Below are 21,285 nucleotides of genomic sequence, written 5' to 3' on the forward strand. Positions count from 1 at the left end.
TTGCTAAGGCCTGGAAGGTTTGATCGACTTCTTTACATACCTGCTCCAGACCTTGAAGCTAGAAAGGCTATACTTAGAATTCATACGAAGAGAAAACCACTTGTAAAAGATTTAAATTTAGATAAGCTCGCAGAGTTAACTGATGGTTACACTGGCGCTGATCTCGCGGCTTTGTGTAACATGGCAACCATGTCTGCTATTAGGGAACATTTGAACAAGTATGAGACTGAAAAAGAATCAAAAGAAAAGGCTAAAGAACTCAAAGTTACAATGGAGCACTTTAATGAAGCTTTGGAGAAAGTTAATCCGATTCCTAAACAAGAGCTGGATATGTATAAGGAAGTTTCGAAAAGATTTTCTCGAACTTTTCCTAAATCTGAAGCTTAAATATCAATAATGTAATTAGATAATGAAGAAAGGAATCAATCTATAACTTATTTTTTATATTTCTAAACTTTCTTAATAGATACTACAGTAAATTTTACCCAAATTACTTATGCCTTTATACTAATTATTTGAGATAATTATTATGGATAATGCTACAAATAAAAGATCAGCTTTACTTGTTGCTACATTAGCCTCTTTCCTTACACCCTTCATGGGATCTTCGGTTAACATCGCACTTCCCTCGATTGGGAAAGAATTTGCAATGGATGCTGTCTTGTTAAGTTGGGTAGCTACTTCATATCTTTTAGCCGCAGCGACGTTTCTTGTCCCTTTCGGAAGAATTTCAGACATATACGGGAGGAAAAAAATTTTTACATATGGAATATTGATTTATACCATCTCATCTCTATTTTCTGCAATTTCAACTTCAGGTATTTTACTTATCTCTTTCCGGGTTCTAGAGGGAATTGGAAGTGCATTGATATTTGGAACAGGTGTAGCGATTTTAACTTCAGTATTTCCTGTCGGAGAGAGAGGTAAAGCTCTGGGAATTAATGTTGCTGCAGTTTATTTAGGGCTTTCTTTAGGGCCTTTTTTAGGTGGATTATTAACACAGCATTTGAGCTGGAGAAGCATTTTTCTAGTGAATGTACCCCTAGGATTCATTATCATTTCCTTACTTTTCTGGAAATTAAAGGGAGAGTGGGCTGAGGCAAAGGGAGAGAAGTTCGATTTTATTGGCTCAATATTCTACGGCCTCACGCTTATAGCGATAATGTATGGTTTTTCCCTGTTGCCGACGATTTCTGGTGTATGGCTAATACTAATAGGCGCCGCAGGGATTTTAGCATTCGTCAAATGGGAAATGAAGGTGGAGAGTCCTGTTTTGGATATGAACCTCTTCAAAAATAACACAGTTTTCACTTTCTCTAACTTGGCGGCTTTGATCAATTATAGTGCAACGTTTGCCGTTACTTTCCTTTTAAGCCTTTATTTGCAGTATTTAAAAGGTTTTGACCCTCAAACTGCAGGCTTAATTTTAATAGCCCAACCCGTTGTGATGACTATTTTTTCCCCAATTGCAGGGAGGCTTTCAGACAGAATTGAACCAAGAATAGTTGCTTCAATGGGGATGGCCTTAACAACTATGGGGCTTTTCCTATTCACTTTTCTAAGCGAAATAACTACTTTAGACTTCATCGTAACTAGTTTAATTCTTCTTGGTTTTGGCTTTGCTCTTTTCTCATCTCCCAATACAAACGCAGTTATGAGTTCTGTTGAAAAGAGATTTTATGGAGTAGCCTCAGGAACAGTTGGAACGATGCGACTGATTGGACAGGTGCTAAGCTTGGGCATTGTTATGGTAATATTTGCTATATATATCGGAAGGGTTCAAATTACACCTGAATACTATCTGCTCTTTTTAGAAAGTGTGAAAATTGCTTTCATAATTTTTACTTGCCTTTGTTTCGGAGGCATATTTGCTTCTCTCGCAAGAGGTAGGTTGCGAGGAAGGCATCTAAATATATGAAAACATTTTTAATTTTTTAATTTTTATATATAGTCATTAACTAGGTTATGAAAATTTGAAGATCATTAAAAATGATGTTGTCCCAATTTTTTTGACTGCTTGTTTTGACGCTAGTTTGGCCTTTATGACTTCAATTATTATCTTCTCTCCTGCTAAGTTGGCTACAGATGATGACTTTATTAGTACTAAAGCCTCCTCTATGCTTACGAGTTCTCCTTTGAAATAATCTGGTGAAATACATATCTCAATTTTCTCATCTTTGAATGTCTTTCCTATCAGCTCTTTGTCACAAACGTTCACTAAGTTTATTCCTTGCCAATTAATAATTCTTGCCAAGTAGCACTTTTCGCTTCTCCCCAATTCTATCACTTAGATCTGACTGAAGATCTAGCACCACATACTTCACAGACTAAAAACCGTAGCCTTCTAGATTTCTCAAGATGTGTATCTAAACTACCACATATAGAGCAAGTTATAAAATATCTCATATAGCGATCGATCAAGACGGTGAAGGACTGTCTTTGCTTCCTTCCAATAAAGATAGCTCTTTCCCCATCCAAGGAAGCAGCTGTGGCCAATTCTTTTGCTAAGAACATCAAAAGATGATCGGGATCCCGTATCATGATTCTAGAAAAATCCATGAAGTTCCTGAAGATTGTCTTACGACCGACCCAGATAATATCTGGCTTGGGAAGTTCAAGCTTTGCCACTTTAGCCTTAGGCGTTACTGTTTGATTGTTCTTCAATCTTGTTAATAGATCCCTATATGAAAGACTCAATAATTCACCAGTAAAGAAGGTTTTAATTGGGTGGTATATGAATTTTGTACCTTTAGAGTATTATTATTTTACTATCAATTTTTTTTACATCGAAGTGAACCATCCTTCTCCTTTTGTCATAAATAGCGTGGATATGAGTTCATAACGACCACTTATGCGTAGAATTGCAGTATTGATTGGATTAGGACTGGTTGGGTTCGTTTTGGGCTTCGTTGGATTCTTAGCCCTTGATGCTCTTAAGGAAACATTGATACAAATATATCCCGCACTGCTCAGTGTAGAGGGTTACCTCCTAAGTGCTATAGTAGCTGGGATAGTTGGTTCTATTGTAACTGTAATAGCTGTAGTTGTCTGGACTTATTCTTCAAAACAATATTAAGCGTAAACCCTTACGGACTCACATAAAGTAGATCGTAAAGAGAGATTTGTAGATCAATAAAGTAGATTTTCTCATTTCATTTCTTTATTTTGAAAAAACTTTCTTCTTAACTCTTCTAATTTTTCTTCTATACCGTCTTCCTGATTTAATTTGGTCTTCACATGCCTAATTGCCTCATTTTTTCTCATTTCTTCCATAAAGTTCCATGGGAATATTATCCCTTTTCGAGATATTTTTTTAGTGTAGTAATCAGGCATAAATCCCGAATCCTCATTATAAATTAGAGCTAAAGTTCTGATTTCGATCGGTTTTAACTTTTTTACAAATTCAACAGATTTCTCCATACTTCTATCTTTATATACATCATCAACTATCAGTATTCTCCTCTTTGACAGATCCAAATTCAGGATAAATAAATTCGATTTATCATGAGAGCTTTTAAGCACCCCCCAATAATTTACATTTAAGTTTACAAAATGTTTGACAGTAAGATAATCACATAGCAACCTAGCAATTGCCCAACCTCCTCTTGCCAACCCTATTATTATATCTGGTTTATAGCCTGACTCTTTGACCTTCTTTGCTATAATCTCGACAAGATCCCTTAATGATTCCCAACTTATAATCTCAAAATCTGGTTTTTTTTCATTCATTTCCTATGAGAACGATTAGTTTTCAAAGAAAAGATATTAAAGCCTTTGGATGCGATTTAGAGATAAAATTCATTTTGTAAATATAAAAGGATTAGACTGAATTAAATTCTAAGAAATTTTAAAAACCGCTTATATCTAAGGGGGAAAAGCTTCTAAAACCTCGCGTCTTATTTTAAGAAATTTGTTATGAGTCAATGACTCGTTTCTTTTTAGAATCTCTAATATCTTCTGTAAAACCAGTGAAGCAACCTCGGGTCTATGTATCCAATGACAACCTTCACAACTCCATACAAGCTCACCACTGAGCCTTCCTATGGAGAGACCTCCTTTGGTCATATTGTCTTGGCAAGGGTAAAATGGGCAAAAACACCATGTGCAGTCCTGCTCATCAAAATGGCATGGATAATAGCTGCATTCTTTATTTGCACCTATGATCTTCTTTCGTTTAATTGCTTTTTTCACATGAATGTTGATATCGATCACCTAATAAATCCGTTTTAGCCTCTAGATAACTGTTACCCGTTACTGAACACAAAGGCACTTTGATCTCACTGATTATGATAATCTATAAAATGTTCTGTTTACACCTATAGATATCTCAAAAGGAATTTAAATGCCCTCTTATTTAAGGCATTAAGAACTTGAAGGGTAAAAGAAAGTCAGAGGATAGGAGAGTAGACATTGGCATAATTGGTGGTACTGGCCTTTACGACCCAGGTATATTGGAAGATTCAAGGGAAATAAAGGTCTTCACGCCTTATGGTAAACCATCAGACCTTATAACAATAGGCCTTTTTAAAGGCAAGAATGTTGCATTTATACCGAGACATGGTAAAGCTCATCAGATACCTCCACATAGTATTAACTATAGGGCAAATATCTGGTCATTGAAGCAACTTGGTATAACAAGGATAATAGCTCCGGCTGCTGTTGGAAGCCTTAAAGAAAAGTTAAAGCCCGGAGATATAGTAATACCCAATCAATTTATAGATAGAACATCATGTAGGTCAAGTTCATTTTACGACGGCGGTCAAGTCTGTCATATATCTATTGCAGACCCATTCTGTGAAGAGTTATCTGAAATTACTCTTAAAACTGGAAAAGAGATGAATCTACCCATTCATAGGGGAGGTACTTGTGTAGTTATTCAAGGACCAAGATTCTCAACGAAGGCCGAATCTAAACTCTATCGAAGTTGGGGGGCAGATATTATCAACATGACAATGGTTCCTGAATGTATCCTTTCTAGAGAGGCCGAAATCTGCTATATAGCTATTGCAACAATAACGGATTATGATGTATGGAAGGATAGGTTAGTAAGCGTTGAGGAAATCATAAAAACATCAAAGGAAAATATCGACAAGACTAAACAGCTATTGGAAGCCATTATACCCAAAATCCCGGAAGAAAGAAATTGTGAGTGTAAGGATGCTTTAAGTAATTCGATTATATGATTTAGAATCTTTTATAGAAAAGTTGAAATTCAGACGAATAAATAGAAATCGGGAAAAAAATTGCATAGTAAGATAGCAGACCCTACGTTGGCTTCTGAAGGAGAGAAATCTTATTCGTGGGCATATAAGAATATGCCAGCTTTAGTAAAAACAATAGAAAGTTTTGGCGAAGACGATCCCCTAAGAGGGAGAATAATAGGTATGTGCTTACATGTGACGAAAGAGACTTCTGTCTTGGCTATGGGGCTAAAAAAAATAGGTGCAGATGTATATTTAAGTGCGGCTAACCCACTGACTACCCAAGACGATATAGCTGCTTACTTATCATCACAAGAGATAAATGTCTTTGCATGGAGAGGAGAAAATAAAGAAGAATACTTTGGTAGCATAAAAAACATCCTTAGAGCGAAGCCTGATATAATAATGGACGATGGTAGTGATGCTCATGTCACTTTTCATGAAGAAATGGAGTTTTCAGATCATAAAGTTATGGGCGGGACTGAAGAGACGACCACAGGCGTTACTAGGTTAAAGGCCTTAGCGAAATCTGGAAAACTCCGTTATCCGACTATAGCTGTAAACAATGCTTACACGAAATTCCTATTTGACAATCGTTATGGAACGGGACAGAGCACATTTGATGGATTGCTAAGAGCTACAAGTTTATTGATAGCTGGCAAGAAAGTTGTTGTGGCAGGATATGGATGGGTAGGAAAAGGGATAGCAAAGAGGGCTAGAGGTCTAGACGCTCATGTGATAGTGACAGAGGTTGACCCATTAAAAGCCCTTGAAGCTCATATGGATGGGTTTGAAGTCATGCGTATGGCGGATGCAGCAGAGTTAGGCGATGTATTCATAACTGCAACAGGGCAGATAAAAGTAATAAGAGAAGAGCACTTAGTAAAGATGAAGCATGGAGCGATACTTGCAAATGCTGGACACTTCAATGTTGAAATAGATGTAAATTATCTAAAGCAAAATAGTGTTTCGAAGAGGACTGTTAGGCACTTCGTGGACGAATACCTTCTAAAAAACAATCAAAGGCTTTACTTGATAGGAGATGGAAGAATTGTGAACTTAGTTGCTGCTGAAGGTCATCCACCGGAAGTCATGATGATGTCATTTTCTAACCAACTCTTATCAGTTGTTTATATATCTGAAAATTATTCTAGTCTGGAAAACAAAGTTTATGATGTGCCTGAGAGTATAGATAAGAAAGTAGCTAAAAATGCGTTAGAAGCCATGGGTATAAAAGTTGACGAAATTACTGATGAGCAAAAAAGATATTCAAGTGAATGGAAAGTTTGAAAATATCTTTCTAAAGTCCTGATTGTAACTGTCGAGAGAATATTTTTATTTTTTATAAGAATCAAAATCATAATTATCAATTTAGTGGTGAAATCTTGGCAAAATGGATAGTGACGTCAGCTTGGCCATACTCTTCGGACATACCGCATCTTGGTAACCTCATAGGATCAGTATTGTCAGCAGATGTAATAGCACGCTATCTCAGAATGAAGGGTCATTCTGTAATCTTCGTCTCTGGCTCTGATGAACATGGGACGCCAGTAGAGATAGAGGCGATAAGGCAAAAAGTTCCTGTAAAAGAGTTTGCAGATGCTAACCATATATACATAAAAAAGCTATTCGAAAAGTGGGATATATCGTATAATAATTATACAAGGACGGAGAACCCCATACATATAGATTTTGTGAGAAACCACTTTAAGGAGATATACGAAAACGGATTCATATTTGAAGAAGAGGAGCCGATGCACTACTGCCCCAAGGATGACAAAATTCTACCAGATAGATTTGTGGAAGGAATCTGCCCGAACTGTGGTGCTCCTAACGCAAGAGGGGATCAATGCGATAGTTGTGGCAGGCCTCTAGATGCTATAAAATTGATAGCTGCATACTGTGCCATCTGCAATGGTCCTACCGAGATTAAAATGACAAAACAGTGGTATTTCGATCTGCCAAAACTCAGTGAGAGGGTAAAACAGCATATCTTGAATAATAAAGAATTGTCCGAAAATGCTGCAAGTTTTAGTTTGAGTCTAATTGAGGAAGGATTGAAGCCCCGATCTCTTACAAGGGATACTGGATGGGGGATACCTGCTCCATTCCCAGGTGCTGAAGAAAAGACGATCTACGTATGGATGGAAGCAGTTCTTGGTTATGTTTCAGCTGTTATAGAATACTTTGATAAAAAGAATGAAAAAGAAAAGTGGAAAGAATATTGGCTCGATCCAGATACAAAGACATCATATTTTATAGGCAAGGATAACATACCATTCCATACAATCATCTTCCCAAGTCTCCTTCTCGCATCGAAGAAGGATTATGTTCTCCCCGCTGTAGTCGATGCAACAGAGTTCCTCTTATTCAATAGTAAGAAGTTCTCAAAGAGTAGAAAAATAGGCATATGGATAGATGAAGCTCTTAAAATCTTGCCAGTCGATTATTGGAGATATTCTCTACTTTCGATCAGACCTGAGAGTGGGGATGTCAACTTCACTTATGAAACATTGGAGGAGAAGGTAAATAGCGAACTTAATGATAAGATAGGTAACTTCATCAATAGAACTCTCTCAGCTATACAGCAGTTCATGAGTGGTAGGATAGCTAAAAGACCAAAAATCAGCCAGCAAGGAGAAAACATGATCCAGCAAATAAGTACAAGGCACGACAAGATAGATGAATTATATGAAAAATTTAGGATTCAAAGGGCTGTAAAGCTCACTTTAGATCAGGCTGAAGAGGGCAATGCATATCTCAATGCAACAGAACCTTGGAAGACTATCAAATCTCACCCAGAAAAAGCATACGAAGCTCTTTATGTAGTAGCAAGAATATCCAAGGCCTTGGCAATAGAACTTGGTCCGATAATCCCGAGTACTGCTGAGAAAATATGGGTTTTTCTAGGAATGAAAAATAAATTAGTAGATGTTGATTGGTCGGAAGCGAATGTTGATTTCAATTATCCAATGAATATTGGAATTTTTCATCCATTATTCAAGAAGATAAAAAAGGAAGAAATTATTAAGAAGCTTGATAAAATTCGGAAGAAGGAGGGATAAATATTTCTCAAGTAACTTTTGAAGAGTTCTCTAAAATAGATATGAAAGTGGGTAAGATTGTAGATGCAGAAAAGGTTGTTGGGTCTAAGAATCTCATGAAGTTGATAATAGATTTAGGAGAAGCTACGAAGCAATCTATAGCTGCCATAGGAGATAGATATGAATCGGAACAACTTAAATCAAAACTTGTAGCTGTAGTAACTAATCTTAAGCCAAGGAAGATCTTTGGATTGGAATCTGAAGTGATGATATTGGCTGCATTGGATGATTCTAACATCTCAATCCTCCATCCTGATAAGCAAGTGAGGTCAGGTAGCAAGATATCTTAAGTAACTCTACCTTTAGTTAGGACTTCATTGAATTTTTAATATATTTTGGGATTTAAAAGTTAATTACTATACGGTTCTCCCACAGATCGTATTAATGAAGTAAAAGTAATATAATAGACTCTTCGTTTTGGTTAAATATGGAATGGGCTTGGATTGTCCCGATCGCAATACCATTTATAATAGGATTCTTAGTCGGTATCATAATTAAAAAAACAATAAAACTAGCACTTATAATTTTAGCTTTGGTCCTGATCTTAGGAGCAGTGGGATACATTATGCTACCTAGTGTACAAGATGTTATGCAAAAAGCTATAGAATACTTGCCGAAGATATGGGAAGCAGGAAGCTTACTTAATTTATTGCCATACTCAACAATTACGTTTCTCGTAGGTTTAGCTCTAGGACTTTGGAAAGGTTAGTTATAAATAACCTGAAGAAAATAGACATTTAAAAGTTAAATTTATCTTAGGATAATATGTTGTCACAGTGAACCTTTTATTTCATATAATATACAAAGTTAAAGGATATTGTCAATTAAAAAAAGGTACACCTTCCTAGAACATATGGGAGATGAATTTATTGAGGCTTATGGAACTTCTTTAGAGGAAGCCTTCGAGAGCGCTGGCATGGCTTTGATCGATACAATGATCGATATCAATGAAGTCGATGATAAGATCGAAGAGTTCATTAAAACTCATGGTTTAGATTTGGAGAACCTTCTTTATAACTGGTTGGAGGAGTTGCTTATTAAAGTTACATCTGAGAACAAGGTCTACTCATCCTTTACTGTAAAGATATATCAAAAAGAAGGGAGCTATGAGTTAGAAGGGATTGTAAAGGGCGAGGAACTTAATATCAGCAAGCATAAGCCCAAAACTGAAGTCAAAGCTGTAACTTATCATATGATGGATATAAAGCAAGATTCGGAAGGGGTTGTCCTCCGATTCTTATTAGATTTATAATTGGTCCACCCAACTTACTTTAAAGAAACGGAGAGGTGTATATCAAGCGACTAGCTAACATCCACCACGATATATCAGAACTTACAATCTTTATCTTTAAATAATGAGATTTTAACACTTTCAAACATGTCCGACCCAGAGCTTGAAAGAATCCTAAAAGAGAAGGCAAAGTCTTTAAAGGAGAGTATTGGTAAGGTGGAAACTACAATGCCTTTGAATCTTACTACAGAAAACTTTGATCAAGTGATAAACTCGGATAAGCCGGTAATTGTGGACTTTTGGGCAGAATGGTGCGCCCCATGCTTGTATATGGTTCCCGCTTTTGAGAATTTAGCAAAGAAATATGATGGGAAGATAATCTTCGGTAGATTGAATGTCGATGAAAACAGAGACATATCGACAAAATACCAGGTCTTTTCAATACCTACTTTTATGGTATTTAAAGATGGAAAGCCTAGTGATATTGCAGTAGGTGCAATTGGAGAGAGAGGTCTTGAGAAACTCATCGCCAAATATATTGAGTCATAATATTTCTATAATTTTCATAAAATGATCTATCTTTTCAAGTTAGTGTCGTTAACCAAAGATCGCCATGATACCTTCCCTAACAAAAGTTACAGCTATAGCAGCTATTAGCAAGCCCATAATCCTTGTGAAGATTCGCGTGCCATTTTGACCTAATATGTTTTGAATGAACTTACCTTGAATAAGGATTATCCATGCAAGTATGCAGTTGGATATTATTACAGCAGATGTGATAAGAGGACCGTAAGGAGGGTTCATTAAAATCATGACCGTTGATATTGCGCCAGGTCCCGCAAGGAGCGGGGTTGCGAGTGGGAATGCAGCTATTTCTCTTCCATCTATGCTTTTAACCTTGGATCTCTCCCCTCTCAAGTAATCATATGCTATAAGGAAGAGTATTACTCCACCTGCGATCTTAAAATCGTCAATTGTGGTCCCTAAGAGTTGAAAGATGAACCCACCCAAGTAAGCGAATACGATGAGTATTAAGAATGCAATAAATACAGACTCGGTTATTATCTTCCGTCTTTTATCAGCTATATCTGCTGTTAAAGAGATAAAAATGGGAGTATTGCCCACCGCATCTAGGATAGTAAAGAGTAGAAAAAAAGCTTGAAAGAATAAGTATGGATCGAAGCTAAAAATTTCCATCACATTATTTATTAAAGTATATCCCTATATTGCTTTTCTTTAAGAATGCAACATATTGGATAAAACAAAAGCGAGTTAAGAAAATAGAAGATGAGTTAAACTTTAGACGAGAACAAAAGTAAAAAAGAAAAATCTATCAATTATATTAAAAGGAAAATACAAAGTTTTATTTAACCTTAGTTTAACTCCTATTGAATTCAGATAATGTTTTCTTAAATGATATTAACTTGAATACAACTCAAACGAATTTGTTTGCCATATACTGTAAAATTATCAACGTAATACCATATCCCATTTGAGCTTCGTAAATAGAAGGTTCTAATCCTTTTTCATGTACACCTATCTTAGAAAGATAAGTATAGTAGAAAACTTATCACAAGTTTCACAGTAAGCATAATCTAAAGCAGTTAAAGCTGTCTTTCTTTCAGATATTAGGTCAAGATATCGATTACACAGAGTGAAAAAAGGGTGCTGAATGATGTATGCAATGTTCTAAAGAGAGAAAAGATAGTTAGGAGATGTCCGATAAGAGATTATCCACCAGCAACACCTTACATAAGCATCTTACACCATGACCAAGAAAGGTTCTTGAGAGCAATAAGACCTTTTGTTCGTACAGAAAAGAAATGTAAACAGATTGATGATGCTCTGAAAATGATAAAGGAGAGGAAGCCTAGAAAGATAAATAAACAAGAAGCTCTGCTTCTCTAATTATGCTCTTTTTTAAATCTCCACAAAAAATCTTCAAGATAGGGAATGTGACGATTGGTGGACAACCAGGAGAGAATCCAAAGGTACTTGTTGGGACCATCTTCTATGAGAAGCATAAAATCGTAAGGGATGAAGAGACGGGCGATTTCGATAAAAAGGCAGCAGAGGCCCTCATAAATAAGCAAGATACCCTCTGTGACGAAACAGGTCTACAATCTATGTTAGATGTAGTATGTACTTCTGTTGAACAAATTCCAAAGTATCTGGATTTCGTTGCAAGTGTTACGGATGTACCCATGCTATTCGATGCTTGGAAACTCAACATCAAACTTGAAGGACTCAAATACATTTCTGAAGCTGGGTTATCTAATAGGATTGTATATAATAGTATAATGCCCTTACCCCCCCCAAAGAAAGAAGAAATGGATGCAATAAAAGCAGCAAAGATTGACTCCTCAATAATATTGGCATATAATGTTAAGAATCGAAGCGCTAATGGTGTTATCTCTATTCTAAAAGGTGATTCAGAACAAAAGGGTCTATTGAAGGTTGCAGAAGAAGATGCCGGAGTTACGATGCCAATAATTGACGTAACCCTATTTACTTACATTCCTAGCATGGGAGTAGGTTGCAAGGCGGTTAGTTTAGTAAAGGATGAATTAGGATTACCAGCAGGCGGAGCCCCAGGGAACGCCACTACGACTTGGAAGATGCCAAAAGAGAAGTGGGGTCTAGATGTATTCAAAGCTTGTGAGGCAAGCGTTCAAGTAGTGCCTCTTGCTTTTGGAGCAGATTTTCTGCTATATGGGATAATAGAATCTGCCCCTTGGGTAATCCCTGCATGTGCAGCAATAGACGCAATGGCTGCTACTGTGTCTAACTTTGAATACAAAATGCCGTTGAATAAAGATCATCCATTAAGCAAGATGTTCCCTGATTTCGTCGAGAAGCTAGAGAAAGCTACATTATAAAAGTAGTACAGTTGACTGATGGTTCTGTCAGTCTTCCCCTCTTTTTATTAAAATCTCTAGTTAGTAAAATATCATTATTAAACTAGACAATAGAAAGGGTTAAAATTTTAATCATATTTTAGTTCTTGTTTATTATATAAAGGGACGGCACATCCAATAGATTGTTAAGATTTATTCGAAAATCGGCATTTCATTCATTCTTTCCAAAGTCTTGATTATATTGTAGATCGTCTCGTTTACAGGTGTCTTAATTCTATGAACTTTTCCTAATCTGACAATTGCTCCATTCATGTATTCCACCTCCGTTCTCTTGTGCTTTTCAATATCTTGGAGCATAGAACTTTTATGCTCAGATGTTGGCGGCAATTGATTCTTGATGAGATAATGAAAGTATTTTTCCCAAGTAAATTTTAGTCTTATTTCTTCAGCTTCTGCAACGTTAAAAGCCTCTTTGAGCATTCTCTTGATTATCTCTTTCGTCTCCTTATATTCCCCCAATTTACCATATCGAATCTTTAAGATAGCTGATAAGGGGTTCAAGGCAATGTTATAGAAAACCTTCATCCACTTTTCTCGGATTATATCATCTGTTGGGGAAGCAGGAATGCCAGACTTGGAAACCATCTCTGCAACCGCTTTTGATCTTTTCATATTCCTCGAAAGAGTTCCAAAGAGGCATTCACTCGCATATACTGTAACTTGAACGTGCGCAGGCTCAACTAGAACAGCACCGAAGATCGCCATACCTCCCATTGTTCTATTTTTTCCGACAATCTTGGCAATTATTTCCTCATTGCCTATGCCATTCTGTACTGATGCAACGAGGCTGTCTTTACTTATCAATGGTAATACTTTTATCACAACATCCTCGGTATCGTAAGACTTTGTTGTAATCAAAACGAGATCGTAAGGGGCAAGCTCAGTACATTCTACAACAGATGTAAAAGCATGGAGATTCTTGAATATATGCTCACCCCAAATCCCCGATATTTTAAGACCCTCCTTATTGATCTTGGATATGTGCGGTTTCCTACCTATCAAGGCCACATCTTGTGATTTTGATAGAAAACCTCCGAATGTAGAGCCTATCGCTCCTGCTCCCATTACAAGTATCTTCATATGATCGTTAAATAAAGCGAAGGTTATGAATTTTTCATCCGGGAAACGACTAATTTGCTAACTTTCATTCCACCAAATTTAGATGACCCTACAGTAGAAAGTTATCTACTTATCTAATCATTTTTGATTCCTTTAGGATAAGGTCATCGACTTTCCTTTCTAAATCTAAGTTTGATCGAATTCTTTTTAAAATATTTTTACTTAATTCAAAATAAGAGAAATTTTTTGGAATTTTAGGTTCTTTTTGCCTAGCTCCCTTAATTCTTATCCTAACAAAATCAGGGTTTGTTTCAAAGTCAAAGTCCATAATCTCATTCATAAACAGGCTCCCATCAAAATGCTTAATCGACAATCTAAATTTCTCTACATTAGAATTGTACCCTATTGTCTCTAAAGTATCTTTTAATTTTGAAGGATGAAGAGAATATCCATAGTATTTACTTCTTACCTTATATTCTATTTCCTTTGGGAAAAATTTGTACTCGGTCTTATAATAAACACCCTTATGAGTTAGCCCGTAGCCCTTATAATTTGAGATATCTGTTTGAATGGAGAGATAAAAACCTTTAAAATCTATATGCATTAACTCTTTTATCGAAAATCTCTTTCCTGCAACTCTTTTTTTGATACCTCCTACATAATTAAATATGACCTCATTTGGCTTAGGAACCTTGTTAAAGAAACTTAAATCATTGGCTATATCATAGATACTGTTAACATCTATTCTATCTGGTATTTGGATATTAACATCAGTATTATATCTCTTAAAAAACAAGCCAAATTTTGTTACTTTGACCGATATCATGTTCAACATCTCCTATAAATACAGCTCTTTAAAAAATTGTAGATAAAAAGGAAGCCAAATAGAGAATTCAGATTTTAGGATTATTCTTAACCTTTGAAAAAGCAATTTATTATCTTTCTAATTTATTTATCCAATCTAACATTACAGTTACTACCAAATAACCAAAAATAATGCCAAAAATTAGCCCAAAGAGTACGTTAATTTGAAAAATCACCCAGAAACTCATAACTCCGATTACTAAAAAGAGGATAATAGCAAGCGATAGAATATCATCATCCATTTTATTCTCCTCCTTATTTTCAAGTAACCCACCTAAAAGCTTTTCAACTATGTAAAATCATAAAAATTTATTTCCTTTTTAGCGGTGTTTCAATCAATAAAGTTATACAGTTTAGTATTGAAACTAAATTCATTTTTTATAAATTCATTTTTTTATAAATGCTATATTTAAGAAATTCTCGATCTCGACCTCTGCATTATCTGCCTTCATAAATATGGGTACATTTGCCATACCTGTTGCTAAATAGCTTGACAGCAACCATTCACCTGGTACAAACTCCAAAGTCTTCTCGAGGATTGTTTTATCAATCATGAAGGTGTTGCTTATCAAGCCTCTATCATAAGGTCTAGGAAGAGTGCTCACAAAGTAGGTATGAAGTTGTTGTAATGCATTCGTATTTAGATATGCAATCCTTTGAGTTGCTATGCATCCACCAAGTCCATACTTTCTCCCCTGCCTCAGCAAACGCTCCACTTCAAGACTACACAATTTGTCGATTCCAGTTACATTAGAGGGATTGGCGACGAACTCTTGGGCTTCGTCCCAGACGAAGAGGATATATGGCTCCACCTTGAACTCTCTCTTCCTCTTTATTAACAAGTCATGTGTTAACTCGATGACTAAGCGCTTTATGGTCTTGGCCTCACTTATTGAGATGCAGACTAACTGAGTAGTCCCTTCAAGTAGCTTCTTTACCCCTTCAAGACTGTAACCCTCGCCTATTACTTGAGATCGATCTTCGAAGTACCTCCTCATCTTATCCCTAGATTGGAACCAGCCATACAGAGCACTCTTCTCGTGGACACGGAAACTCTCAGCAACATCCTTTGCAACCTTAATCAAGGCCTCTATGAACTCCTCCGTGAGTTCATCGCCCTCTTTAAGGCCCTTTTCCTCCATGTAACCCAAGACTAAGTCTTCGATATCGCTCAACGCCTCAACATAGTTAGGATTTTTCACATTCCCTTCTTTCAATCTCTCAATGTCAGCCAGAAATTCAACAAATTGGGGAACCTTCCTCCTGCCCCTCCACAGGTGGGAGACTCTGCCAAGGTTGAAGATTTTGGTCATCCCTTCAATCACTCTCGTATCAGCCTCATAATCCTTCGGCTTTACCACAGAGTTGTAGAACTCTCTATCATTACGAACCTCGTTCTCCAATATAATCTTAGAAGAGATGGAGGAGTCTGCAAAGACATCCATCAATAAGAATGGATACTCACATGAGATATCGAAAATAACAACCTTCACACTGCTTTTGTGTAAAAGGATTCTTCTCAGAACGTTAGAAAGCAAATTACTCTTTCCCCCACCTGTGAAGGCGAAAATCCCGAAGTGATAGCGAATTAAAGAATCATAGTTTACGTAGAGTGGAATATTCTCCCCTGCAGCCTCAAACATCTTAATAGTCCCAAGCCTCGGGTCCTTTCTAGCATTTGCACAGGTTTCCATTCCCTCACAGGAAAGTGCCTCAGGGATTTCACGGTTGTACATGCTCCTGATCATCTCCTTGTTCAAGATATAGGCCCTATTACCCACAATAGGATATGAGAAACCTCTCTCAAAGTCAGGGTTCTTATCAACTTCCAAGACAAGGTCGTAATTAATTGGGATAGCCGTCAATTGGATCATCATCATCGTCTTATCGCTCATCTCCCAATCTTGGACGGATTGTTGTATCACCTCAAATTGCATCGGGAAATACTGATAATCCCGAACACCTCTCAAACCGAAGTGCTCTGGCCAAAACCGAACCACTTCTAGTAGTGTATATTTCTCCTTTCGGTCATCGGACCTAAAGTTTTTAACGGCAAGCAGCATACCATCGTCAAGCAGCCTAAGTAGTTCCCTACAATACTGGGCCTTCACCCTACACAAATAAGGGGATGAGGTTCCAAATCTTTCATCCATCTCCACTTGGCTCACTGAGACTTTGCTTAGCTGTGCATCAAACTTGCCATCAAAATCTGTGAAATATTTCTTAAGTTTCTCTTCTACCCGACTCAAGACCACTCCTCCTCTCACGGAAAGTACTCATGTAAAATACAAACCTCCTCAAATCCGGATTATTGGCAATCCAGATGCCAGTGGAATTAACGATCCTCCTAATTTCACTATTGTGCCATTTGGCAACCTTATCCGCGATGAATAATGGCATGTTATGTCCGAAGACCTCAGGGATGCTAGAATTGGTCATCGCCTTCAACATAACCACGATCATATTCTGCAATTCATTAACAACTCCTCGATCCTTATATAACATCGCTTCAACTGGCTCAACAGCCCCACCATAACACTGCTTAAACCTAACCAACACATCCTCCCTCAGATCATATTCAGGATATACTAATCGATCCATGAAGAGAACATTACTCCTAAGTCTTGGATCAGACCTAGCTTCAGAAAGTTGGATATACGTCTTTAGAAATGTCCTTTCTGGACTGATTCTGTTGCGTATAGCGCCACTTGCATATCCAGGTCTTCTTTTCTCAAGCTCAGGTATGATCATACGGAAGGCGGAATCGTATTCGATGAGGCTCCATGGAGTAGGTAGCTTTTCATAATTATAGATGCTCACATACTGAAGCAACATCCGATCTGTATTGGGGGCTTCATCTAAATCTTCTTGGGACAAAGGGTAGCTCCATATCTTCTCGTTTAGGCAGACAGGGATCAGATGGGTTTTAAAATCTCTAGCTACCGTATCCTTTGTAATTCCTAAAAGGAGGATACGATGTTTCCAACATTCCTCAACTAACATATAGAGGCTGAAGAGGGAAAGGAATGCCATGTCTAAAGTCGTAAGCCAGCACTTCGCTCCATCCTTCTCTACTTGCAATGGATTCCTAGAGGAGTCGGCCTCGAACAGCTGCCTGCCAACCGACTCAACCAAGCCCTTTACTCTATCCCATGAATTCTTATATTTGGAAGCTACCTTGTATATTCCTCTGTTCTCTTGGAGGTAACCCTCTTTTAATGATCGAGATATAAACCGCGTAACCCTTTTTCGCCTATCCTTAGAATCTATGCTCAATTCTGTACAGATCCCATCTAGATCAAGAGGCCCAATATTCTCCAATAGGTAGGCAACAGAGTATCGCAGATAGTCACCTCTGGGGGGTGGAAGGTGGAGAGCAGAATTCACTATCCTGTGCCTGTTATATGCCAAGTCGTTGATATCAACCTCAACACCGTCTACATCAAATCCAAGGATAGCGCAGGTGTTCCAAAGCCTTCTACGCCGAGTATCGTAGACAAGGCTACTCTGCATATTACTGAGGCTGCGGTCCATAAGTAGAATCCTGACTTTGCCCAAGGAATCCTTCGCCAGTTTATAGGCCAAATAGAACTCGCTGAAGGTCATTATCCAGTTGGCGATGGATGAGTTGTTGATCACCATCTCATCTGTCAGTGGTCTTGCAACCGTCAACCCTGCACCGCTGGCTAGTTCCATAAAGGCCTGTTCCGCTTCTACAACCTCGTTCACATACATGGGAACGCAACTTGAAATCCCAACCCCCTCCTTCGAGAACTGGGTTGTGGAATATTCTAGCTCCAGTTCACTGTCTCCAAACTCGATTGTTCCCTTTGATGCATAGGATCCACCAAAAAAGATAACTAGGTCAAACATGGGTCTAGTATACTCCGTACCATCCACTGCGGCGAAACCAACTTTCCTTGAATCGAAGAAAGTCTCAGCTGTTTTAGCCACATCTTTAAAGCTGAAATCCTTCTTAATCAAATCCTGGAGAAAACTATCATAGATGTCTTTGATAGAGTCAAACTTTCTCCTATAGTCTACTATCTGTTCTGAGGCACCTTTCCGAAGGATGTCGCCGGCCCGCTTGAATTGGGAACTAATAAAAGATCTCTCCATCTTCCTTTCTATTTAAAGGAATACTTAAAAAGGCACTCTCTTATTTTAAGAAAAGTTTATGAAGATCATCTAAAATGAAATACATTGATGGATCTTATCCAATGGATATTGCTGATTATTGTTGTATTAACCTTTGTCGGCCTAATATTGTACTTTATTTTCATCTACAACAGATTCTATAGGCTTAGGAACTCTGCAGACGCAACATTAGGACAGATAAGGGTTGCCATGAAGAAAAGGCTCGATATGATTGAACAATTGCTTAATTCTGTTAAAAGCTATGCCAAGTTTGAGCGAGAGGTTTTTGAGAAAGTAACAAATCTAAGAACAGAAGTCTTTAAAACAGGTGCCGCAGGACTGCAGGAGATCGATCGCGAGTCGAGAAAGATCCTTGGCAATATTGTTGCAGTGGCCGAGAACTACCCCGATCTGAAGACCTCAAGCACCGTAACCGATTTGATGGGAGCAGTTAAGTCGGTAGAGGACGAGATCGCAAGGCAGAGGTACACATACAACAATATAGTCCAAGAGTTTAATATACTCACTGATACAGTCCCGTCTAACTTTGTTGCGAGGATTATAGGTATGATTAAATTAAATTATCTAAAGTTCGAAGAGGAGATAACGAGACCGCCAACGATAGAGTTCTGAGAATATCAATGTTAGAAAAAAAACAGATAGCAACCCTTTTTTTTCTAACTATTTTCATTGGGGTTGCAGGATTTGTTATTATAGACTACTTATCACAGTCTTTGTTTATTGAAGAGGTTGTGGTTGATGAATACCAAGCCACTCTGTACCTTAACGGGACTCTCGTAGAAAGATACACATACAATATTGGAGTATCCAATAAGTATCGTATGCTTTACAGGTTTTGGGAGGCGCCTCTTTCATTCAGTGACTTGGACGAACCGTACATAGAAGTACTCAAAGTGAATGAGCCGGATGGTACAATCTCATATGCAAAGGATCATCTTGGTAATGTTCAGATTTTCACTGAAGGGGGAGACCAAAATTATAATACCATCAGTTGGTTAGCCGAGGAAAATGAAGCAGGGGTATTCAATCCTTATTATTTTAGTTCAGGAACCTATTCTGTGGAATATGTTTTCAAATTACATCCGCCAATAGAGTACGACAGCGAGTTATGCCATCTTAATATCAAGCTAGCTTCAAACCACTTACCATACCGAAAAGTGATTCTCACTATAGAAAACGCAGGGTACATCGAGGCACTTTATCCTCACCCACCCTTGATGCAGGTATCTAATTTGAATGATAAAAAGATTATCCAAGGAAGTGCTGCAAAGGATGAACTTATAGAGATAGAAATGCTATTGGACAGAGATGCCATTACTCTTATAGATGGTTTCTCACACGAAATCAATGATGTCAGATCAACGACCGTCAACGCTAACTTTTGGTACTCTCTCCAGTACGATCTCGCTTTGGCATTAGGGTATGCATCTCTACTTTTGGTCTTTATAATCCCTCTCATATTAGTTATAATCTACTTTTATTTTGGTAGAGAAAAGGATTTTGTAGTACCTGAATATCTTAGTACAATACCCAATCGGTTAAGAAAATCGTGGATGGTTAACTTATTGTTCAAAAAAGATGCTTTGGACTTCGATGAAGATGGTTTCTACGCTACCCTCTTGGATCTACACTTGAAGGGTAAGATTAAAATAAATACTAAAAATGAAGGTTTGACGATTCAAGTTATAGACTCAAGGAGCGATGATAGATACGAACATCAAGTTCTGAGGTTCCTTGAGAGTAAATCGAGAGATGGCGTTTTCGAAACAGATTATGTCGAAAGACTCCTAGAAGATCAGAAAAAATCCTCTAGTGTTGATCCAGAACTCCTTTCAATCAAGGATGAATTGAAGAGTTTGACCAAATTTATTGATAAGAGAACAGCTTCAGAGTTTACGGTCAGTGGAAGGGGAAGAGTAGCCCGTCTTCTTTTGGTACCTGCTAGTATTCTGTTAGCATCGCTAATTCTGATGCTTTCTGCTCCTTCTGTCTCGTATCTATTAACAGAACCGCTTGCCCTATCCGCAGTTGGAGTGATACAGGTAATCGTTGCAGTTATTTTCCCATCGACCCTCTTCGGTAAATGGAAGGGAGATTATTACAAGGAGAAACTGGAGTGGGACTCTTTCAGGAATTTCCTCTCAGACCTTGCCCAGATAAAGAAGTATGCAACCGAGGATCTATCTATGTGGGGAGAATGGCTGGTATACGGAACAGCATTGGGCGTTGGCCAGAAGGTGGCGAATGCTATGAAAGCGCTCAAGATCAACATTCCGGAAGTAGCTATGTTGAGCTATGTCCCTATCTACTTCCACCCTGTAATATCGACACCAATACAAACTAGTGGTGGAGGTGTGGGTGGATTCGGTGGAGGTGGATTCGGTGGAGGTGGTGGATTTGGCGGAGGAGGGGGAGGAGCACGTTTTTCGCCTTTGATTTAATATTTACGTGGTAGGAGGACCAATCTTTGAAGGTCTTGGAACAGGATTTTGTTTTCTCCAAACCTTCAAATGTTAACAAGTAACTTTATTCTTTTCTTTCAACAATTATTTTGCAATTTGTAGCTAAAGCAGTTATAGCACCTAAAGCAGCGAGCCAAGGAGCAAGCAGAACGCCGATAACTCCGACAGTAGCAGGTATTTCAAGCAATACCTTCCCTTTGTCATCCTTAACAATTATCCTATTGACATTTCCCTCATGAAGTAACTCCTTAACCTTTTCAATAAGGTTGTCAGAGGAAACCGACATTT

At 37.8% G+C, this 21,285-nt stretch carries 24 protein-coding genes; 14 read left to right on the forward strand and 10 right to left on the reverse strand.

The annotated features are described in order from the left end of the window. On the forward strand, positions 1 to 387 hold a 387-nt coding region (locus L6N96_06965), incomplete at its 5' end, for a hypothetical protein (protein ID MCP8323898.1). A gap of 142 nt (positions 388 to 529) precedes the next feature. After that, positions 530 to 1,918, forward strand: a complete 1,389-nt coding sequence (locus tag L6N96_06970; GenBank protein ID MCP8323899.1) for an MFS transporter — start codon at positions 530 to 532, stop codon at positions 1,916 to 1,918. A 45-nt stretch (positions 1,919 to 1,963) separates the two neighbouring features. On the opposite strand, the gene L6N96_06975 is transcribed toward L6N96_06970, so the two are convergent. After that, entirely contained in the window at positions 1,964 to 2,278 is a 315-nt protein-coding gene (locus tag L6N96_06975) for a DUF424 family protein (protein ID MCP8323900.1), read from the reverse strand. A gap of 5 nt (positions 2,279 to 2,283) precedes the next feature. After that, the gene (locus L6N96_06980; GenBank protein MCP8323901.1) at positions 2,284 to 2,697 is read right to left on the reverse strand and encodes a translation initiation factor IF-2; all 414 of its coding nucleotides are present in this window, start codon (positions 2,695 to 2,697) and stop codon (positions 2,284 to 2,286) included. A 154-nt stretch (positions 2,698 to 2,851) separates the two neighbouring features. On the opposite strand from L6N96_06980, the gene L6N96_06985 reads away from it, so the two are divergent. Continuing rightward, positions 2,852 to 3,076 (forward strand): hypothetical protein, encoded by a 225-nt coding sequence (locus tag L6N96_06985; protein ID MCP8323902.1) that lies wholly within the window; start codon positions 2,852 to 2,854, stop codon positions 3,074 to 3,076. 71 nt (positions 3,077 to 3,147) lie between these two features. On the opposite strand, the gene L6N96_06990 is transcribed toward L6N96_06985, so the two are convergent. Next, positions 3,148 to 3,729, reverse strand: a complete 582-nt coding sequence (locus L6N96_06990) for a hypothetical protein (GenBank protein ID MCP8323903.1) — start codon at positions 3,727 to 3,729, stop codon at positions 3,148 to 3,150. Positions 3,730 to 3,864: 135 nt separating this feature from the next. Beyond that, positions 3,865 to 4,191, reverse strand: a complete 327-nt coding sequence (locus L6N96_06995) for a hypothetical protein (protein MCP8323904.1) — start codon at positions 4,189 to 4,191, stop codon at positions 3,865 to 3,867. 179 nt (positions 4,192 to 4,370) lie between these two features. On the opposite strand from L6N96_06995, the gene L6N96_07000 reads away from it, so the two are divergent. The 7 genes from L6N96_07000 (at position 4,371) to trxA (ending at position 10,085) form a co-directional block, all read left to right on the forward strand. Then, positions 4,371 to 5,183, forward strand: a complete 813-nt coding sequence (locus L6N96_07000) for an S-methyl-5'-thioadenosine phosphorylase (GenBank protein MCP8323905.1) — start codon at positions 4,371 to 4,373, stop codon at positions 5,181 to 5,183. A gap of 60 nt (positions 5,184 to 5,243) precedes the next feature. Continuing rightward, entirely contained in the window at positions 5,244 to 6,491 is a 1,248-nt protein-coding gene (ahcY, locus tag L6N96_07005; protein ID MCP8323906.1) for an adenosylhomocysteinase, read from the forward strand. Positions 6,492 to 6,586: 95 nt separating this feature from the next. Continuing rightward, on the forward strand, positions 6,587 to 8,266 hold the full coding sequence (metG, locus tag L6N96_07010) for a methionine--tRNA ligase (protein ID MCP8323907.1): 1,680 nt from the start codon (positions 6,587 to 6,589) through the stop codon (positions 8,264 to 8,266). Between the two features lie 47 nt (positions 8,267 to 8,313). Then, positions 8,314 to 8,595, forward strand: a complete 282-nt coding sequence (locus L6N96_07015; protein ID MCP8323908.1) for a hypothetical protein — start codon at positions 8,314 to 8,316, stop codon at positions 8,593 to 8,595. A 137-nt stretch (positions 8,596 to 8,732) separates the two neighbouring features. Then, the gene (locus tag L6N96_07020; protein ID MCP8323909.1) at positions 8,733 to 9,014 is read left to right on the forward strand and encodes a hypothetical protein; all 282 of its coding nucleotides are present in this window, start codon (positions 8,733 to 8,735) and stop codon (positions 9,012 to 9,014) included. 108 nt (positions 9,015 to 9,122) lie between these two features. After that, the gene (locus L6N96_07025; protein ID MCP8323910.1) at positions 9,123 to 9,557 is read left to right on the forward strand and encodes an archease; all 435 of its coding nucleotides are present in this window, start codon (positions 9,123 to 9,125) and stop codon (positions 9,555 to 9,557) included. A 126-nt stretch (positions 9,558 to 9,683) separates the two neighbouring features. After that, a complete protein-coding gene (gene trxA, locus L6N96_07030; protein MCP8323911.1) occupies positions 9,684 to 10,085 on the forward strand; it encodes a thioredoxin in 402 nt (133 codons plus the stop codon). 48 nt (positions 10,086 to 10,133) lie between these two features. On the opposite strand, the gene L6N96_07035 is transcribed toward trxA, so the two are convergent. Further along, positions 10,134 to 10,733, reverse strand: a complete 600-nt coding sequence (locus tag L6N96_07035; GenBank protein ID MCP8323912.1) for a MarC family protein — start codon at positions 10,731 to 10,733, stop codon at positions 10,134 to 10,136. 468 nt (positions 10,734 to 11,201) lie between these two features. Here L6N96_07035 and L6N96_07040 point away from each other — a divergent pair, with 468 nt between their 5' ends. Together L6N96_07040 and L6N96_07045 are read left to right on the forward strand one after the other, a co-directional pair. Next, complete coding sequence (locus L6N96_07040) at positions 11,202 to 11,444, forward strand: hypothetical protein (protein MCP8323913.1); 243 nt, start codon at positions 11,202 to 11,204, stop codon at positions 11,442 to 11,444. A gap of 2 nt (positions 11,445 to 11,446) precedes the next feature. After that, entirely contained in the window at positions 11,447 to 12,415 is a 969-nt protein-coding gene (locus tag L6N96_07045; protein MCP8323914.1) for a tetrahydromethanopterin S-methyltransferase subunit H, read from the forward strand. Positions 12,416 to 12,586: 171 nt separating this feature from the next. Here the strand turns inward: L6N96_07045 and L6N96_07050 are convergent, their stop codons facing one another. The 4 genes from L6N96_07050 to L6N96_07065 all read right to left on the reverse strand — a co-directional run bounded on the left by L6N96_07050 (position 12,587) and on the right by L6N96_07065 (position 18,496). Continuing rightward, positions 12,587 to 13,534: a 2-dehydropantoate 2-reductase gene (locus L6N96_07050; protein MCP8323915.1), complete on the reverse strand. Its 948-nt coding sequence runs from the start codon at positions 13,532 to 13,534 to the stop codon at positions 12,587 to 12,589. Positions 13,535 to 13,643: 109 nt separating this feature from the next. After that, a complete protein-coding gene (locus L6N96_07055; GenBank protein MCP8323916.1) occupies positions 13,644 to 14,309 on the reverse strand; it encodes a hypothetical protein in 666 nt (221 codons plus the stop codon). A gap of 454 nt (positions 14,310 to 14,763) precedes the next feature. After that, complete coding sequence (locus L6N96_07060; GenBank protein MCP8323917.1) at positions 14,764 to 16,377, reverse strand: ATP-binding protein; 1,614 nt, start codon at positions 16,375 to 16,377, stop codon at positions 14,764 to 14,766. 223 nt (positions 16,378 to 16,600) lie between these two features. After that, positions 16,601 to 18,496 carry a hypothetical protein gene (locus L6N96_07065; protein ID MCP8323918.1) on the reverse strand — a complete coding sequence of 632 codons (1,896 nt, stop codon included), beginning with the start codon at positions 18,494 to 18,496 and terminating at the stop codon, positions 16,601 to 16,603. A gap of 87 nt (positions 18,497 to 18,583) precedes the next feature. On the opposite strand from L6N96_07065, the gene L6N96_07070 reads away from it, so the two are divergent. Both L6N96_07070 and L6N96_07075 read left to right on the forward strand, forming a co-directional pair. Beyond that, complete coding sequence (locus L6N96_07070) at positions 18,584 to 19,147, forward strand: LemA family protein (GenBank protein ID MCP8323919.1); 564 nt, start codon at positions 18,584 to 18,586, stop codon at positions 19,145 to 19,147. A gap of 8 nt (positions 19,148 to 19,155) precedes the next feature. Continuing rightward, complete coding sequence (locus L6N96_07075) at positions 19,156 to 20,976, forward strand: DUF2207 domain-containing protein (GenBank protein ID MCP8323920.1); 1,821 nt, start codon at positions 19,156 to 19,158, stop codon at positions 20,974 to 20,976. A gap of 85 nt (positions 20,977 to 21,061) precedes the next feature. On the opposite strand, the gene L6N96_07080 is transcribed toward L6N96_07075, so the two are convergent. Then, on the reverse strand, positions 21,062 to 21,283 hold the full coding sequence (locus tag L6N96_07080; protein ID MCP8323921.1) for a DUF4342 domain-containing protein: 222 nt from the start codon (positions 21,281 to 21,283) through the stop codon (positions 21,062 to 21,064). Positions 21,284 to 21,285: the final 2 nt, after the last annotated feature.

It is taken from the genome of Candidatus Methylarchaceae archaeon HK02M2 (assembly GCA_024256165.1).
In the GTDB taxonomy this organism is placed as follows: Archaea; Thermoproteota; Nitrososphaeria; order Nitrososphaerales; family JACAEJ01; genus HK02M2.

Coding starts and splice junctions, on each gene's coding strand:
- L6N96_06970 (MCP8323899.1), top strand. CDS start 530: ATGGATAATGCTACAAATAAAAGATCAGCTTTACTTGTTGCTACATTA.
- L6N96_06985 (MCP8323902.1), top strand. CDS start 2,852: ATGCGTAGAATTGCAGTATTGATTGGATTAGGACTGGTTGGGTTCGTT.
- L6N96_06990 (MCP8323903.1), bottom strand. CDS start 3,729: ATGAATGAAAAAAAACCAGATTTTGAGATTATAAGTTGGGAATCATTA.
- L6N96_07020 (MCP8323909.1), top strand. CDS start 8,733: ATGGAATGGGCTTGGATTGTCCCGATCGCAATACCATTTATAATAGGA.
- trxA (MCP8323911.1), top strand. CDS start 9,684: ATGTCCGACCCAGAGCTTGAAAGAATCCTAAAAGAGAAGGCAAAGTCT.
- L6N96_07035 (MCP8323912.1), bottom strand. CDS start 10,733: ATGGAAATTTTTAGCTTCGATCCATACTTATTCTTTCAAGCTTTTTTT.
- L6N96_07045 (MCP8323914.1), top strand. CDS start 11,447: ATGCTCTTTTTTAAATCTCCACAAAAAATCTTCAAGATAGGGAATGTG.
- L6N96_07050 (MCP8323915.1), bottom strand. CDS start 13,534: ATGAAGATACTTGTAATGGGAGCAGGAGCGATAGGCTCTACATTCGGA.
- L6N96_07065 (MCP8323918.1), bottom strand. CDS start 18,496: ATGGAGAGATCTTTTATTAGTTCCCAATTCAAGCGGGCCGGCGACATC.
- L6N96_07070 (MCP8323919.1), top strand. CDS start 18,584: ATGGATCTTATCCAATGGATATTGCTGATTATTGTTGTATTAACCTTT.
- L6N96_07075 (MCP8323920.1), top strand. CDS start 19,156: ATGTTAGAAAAAAAACAGATAGCAACCCTTTTTTTTCTAACTATTTTC.
- L6N96_07080 (MCP8323921.1), bottom strand. CDS start 21,283: ATGTCGGTTTCCTCTGACAACCTTATTGAAAAGGTTAAGGAGTTACTT.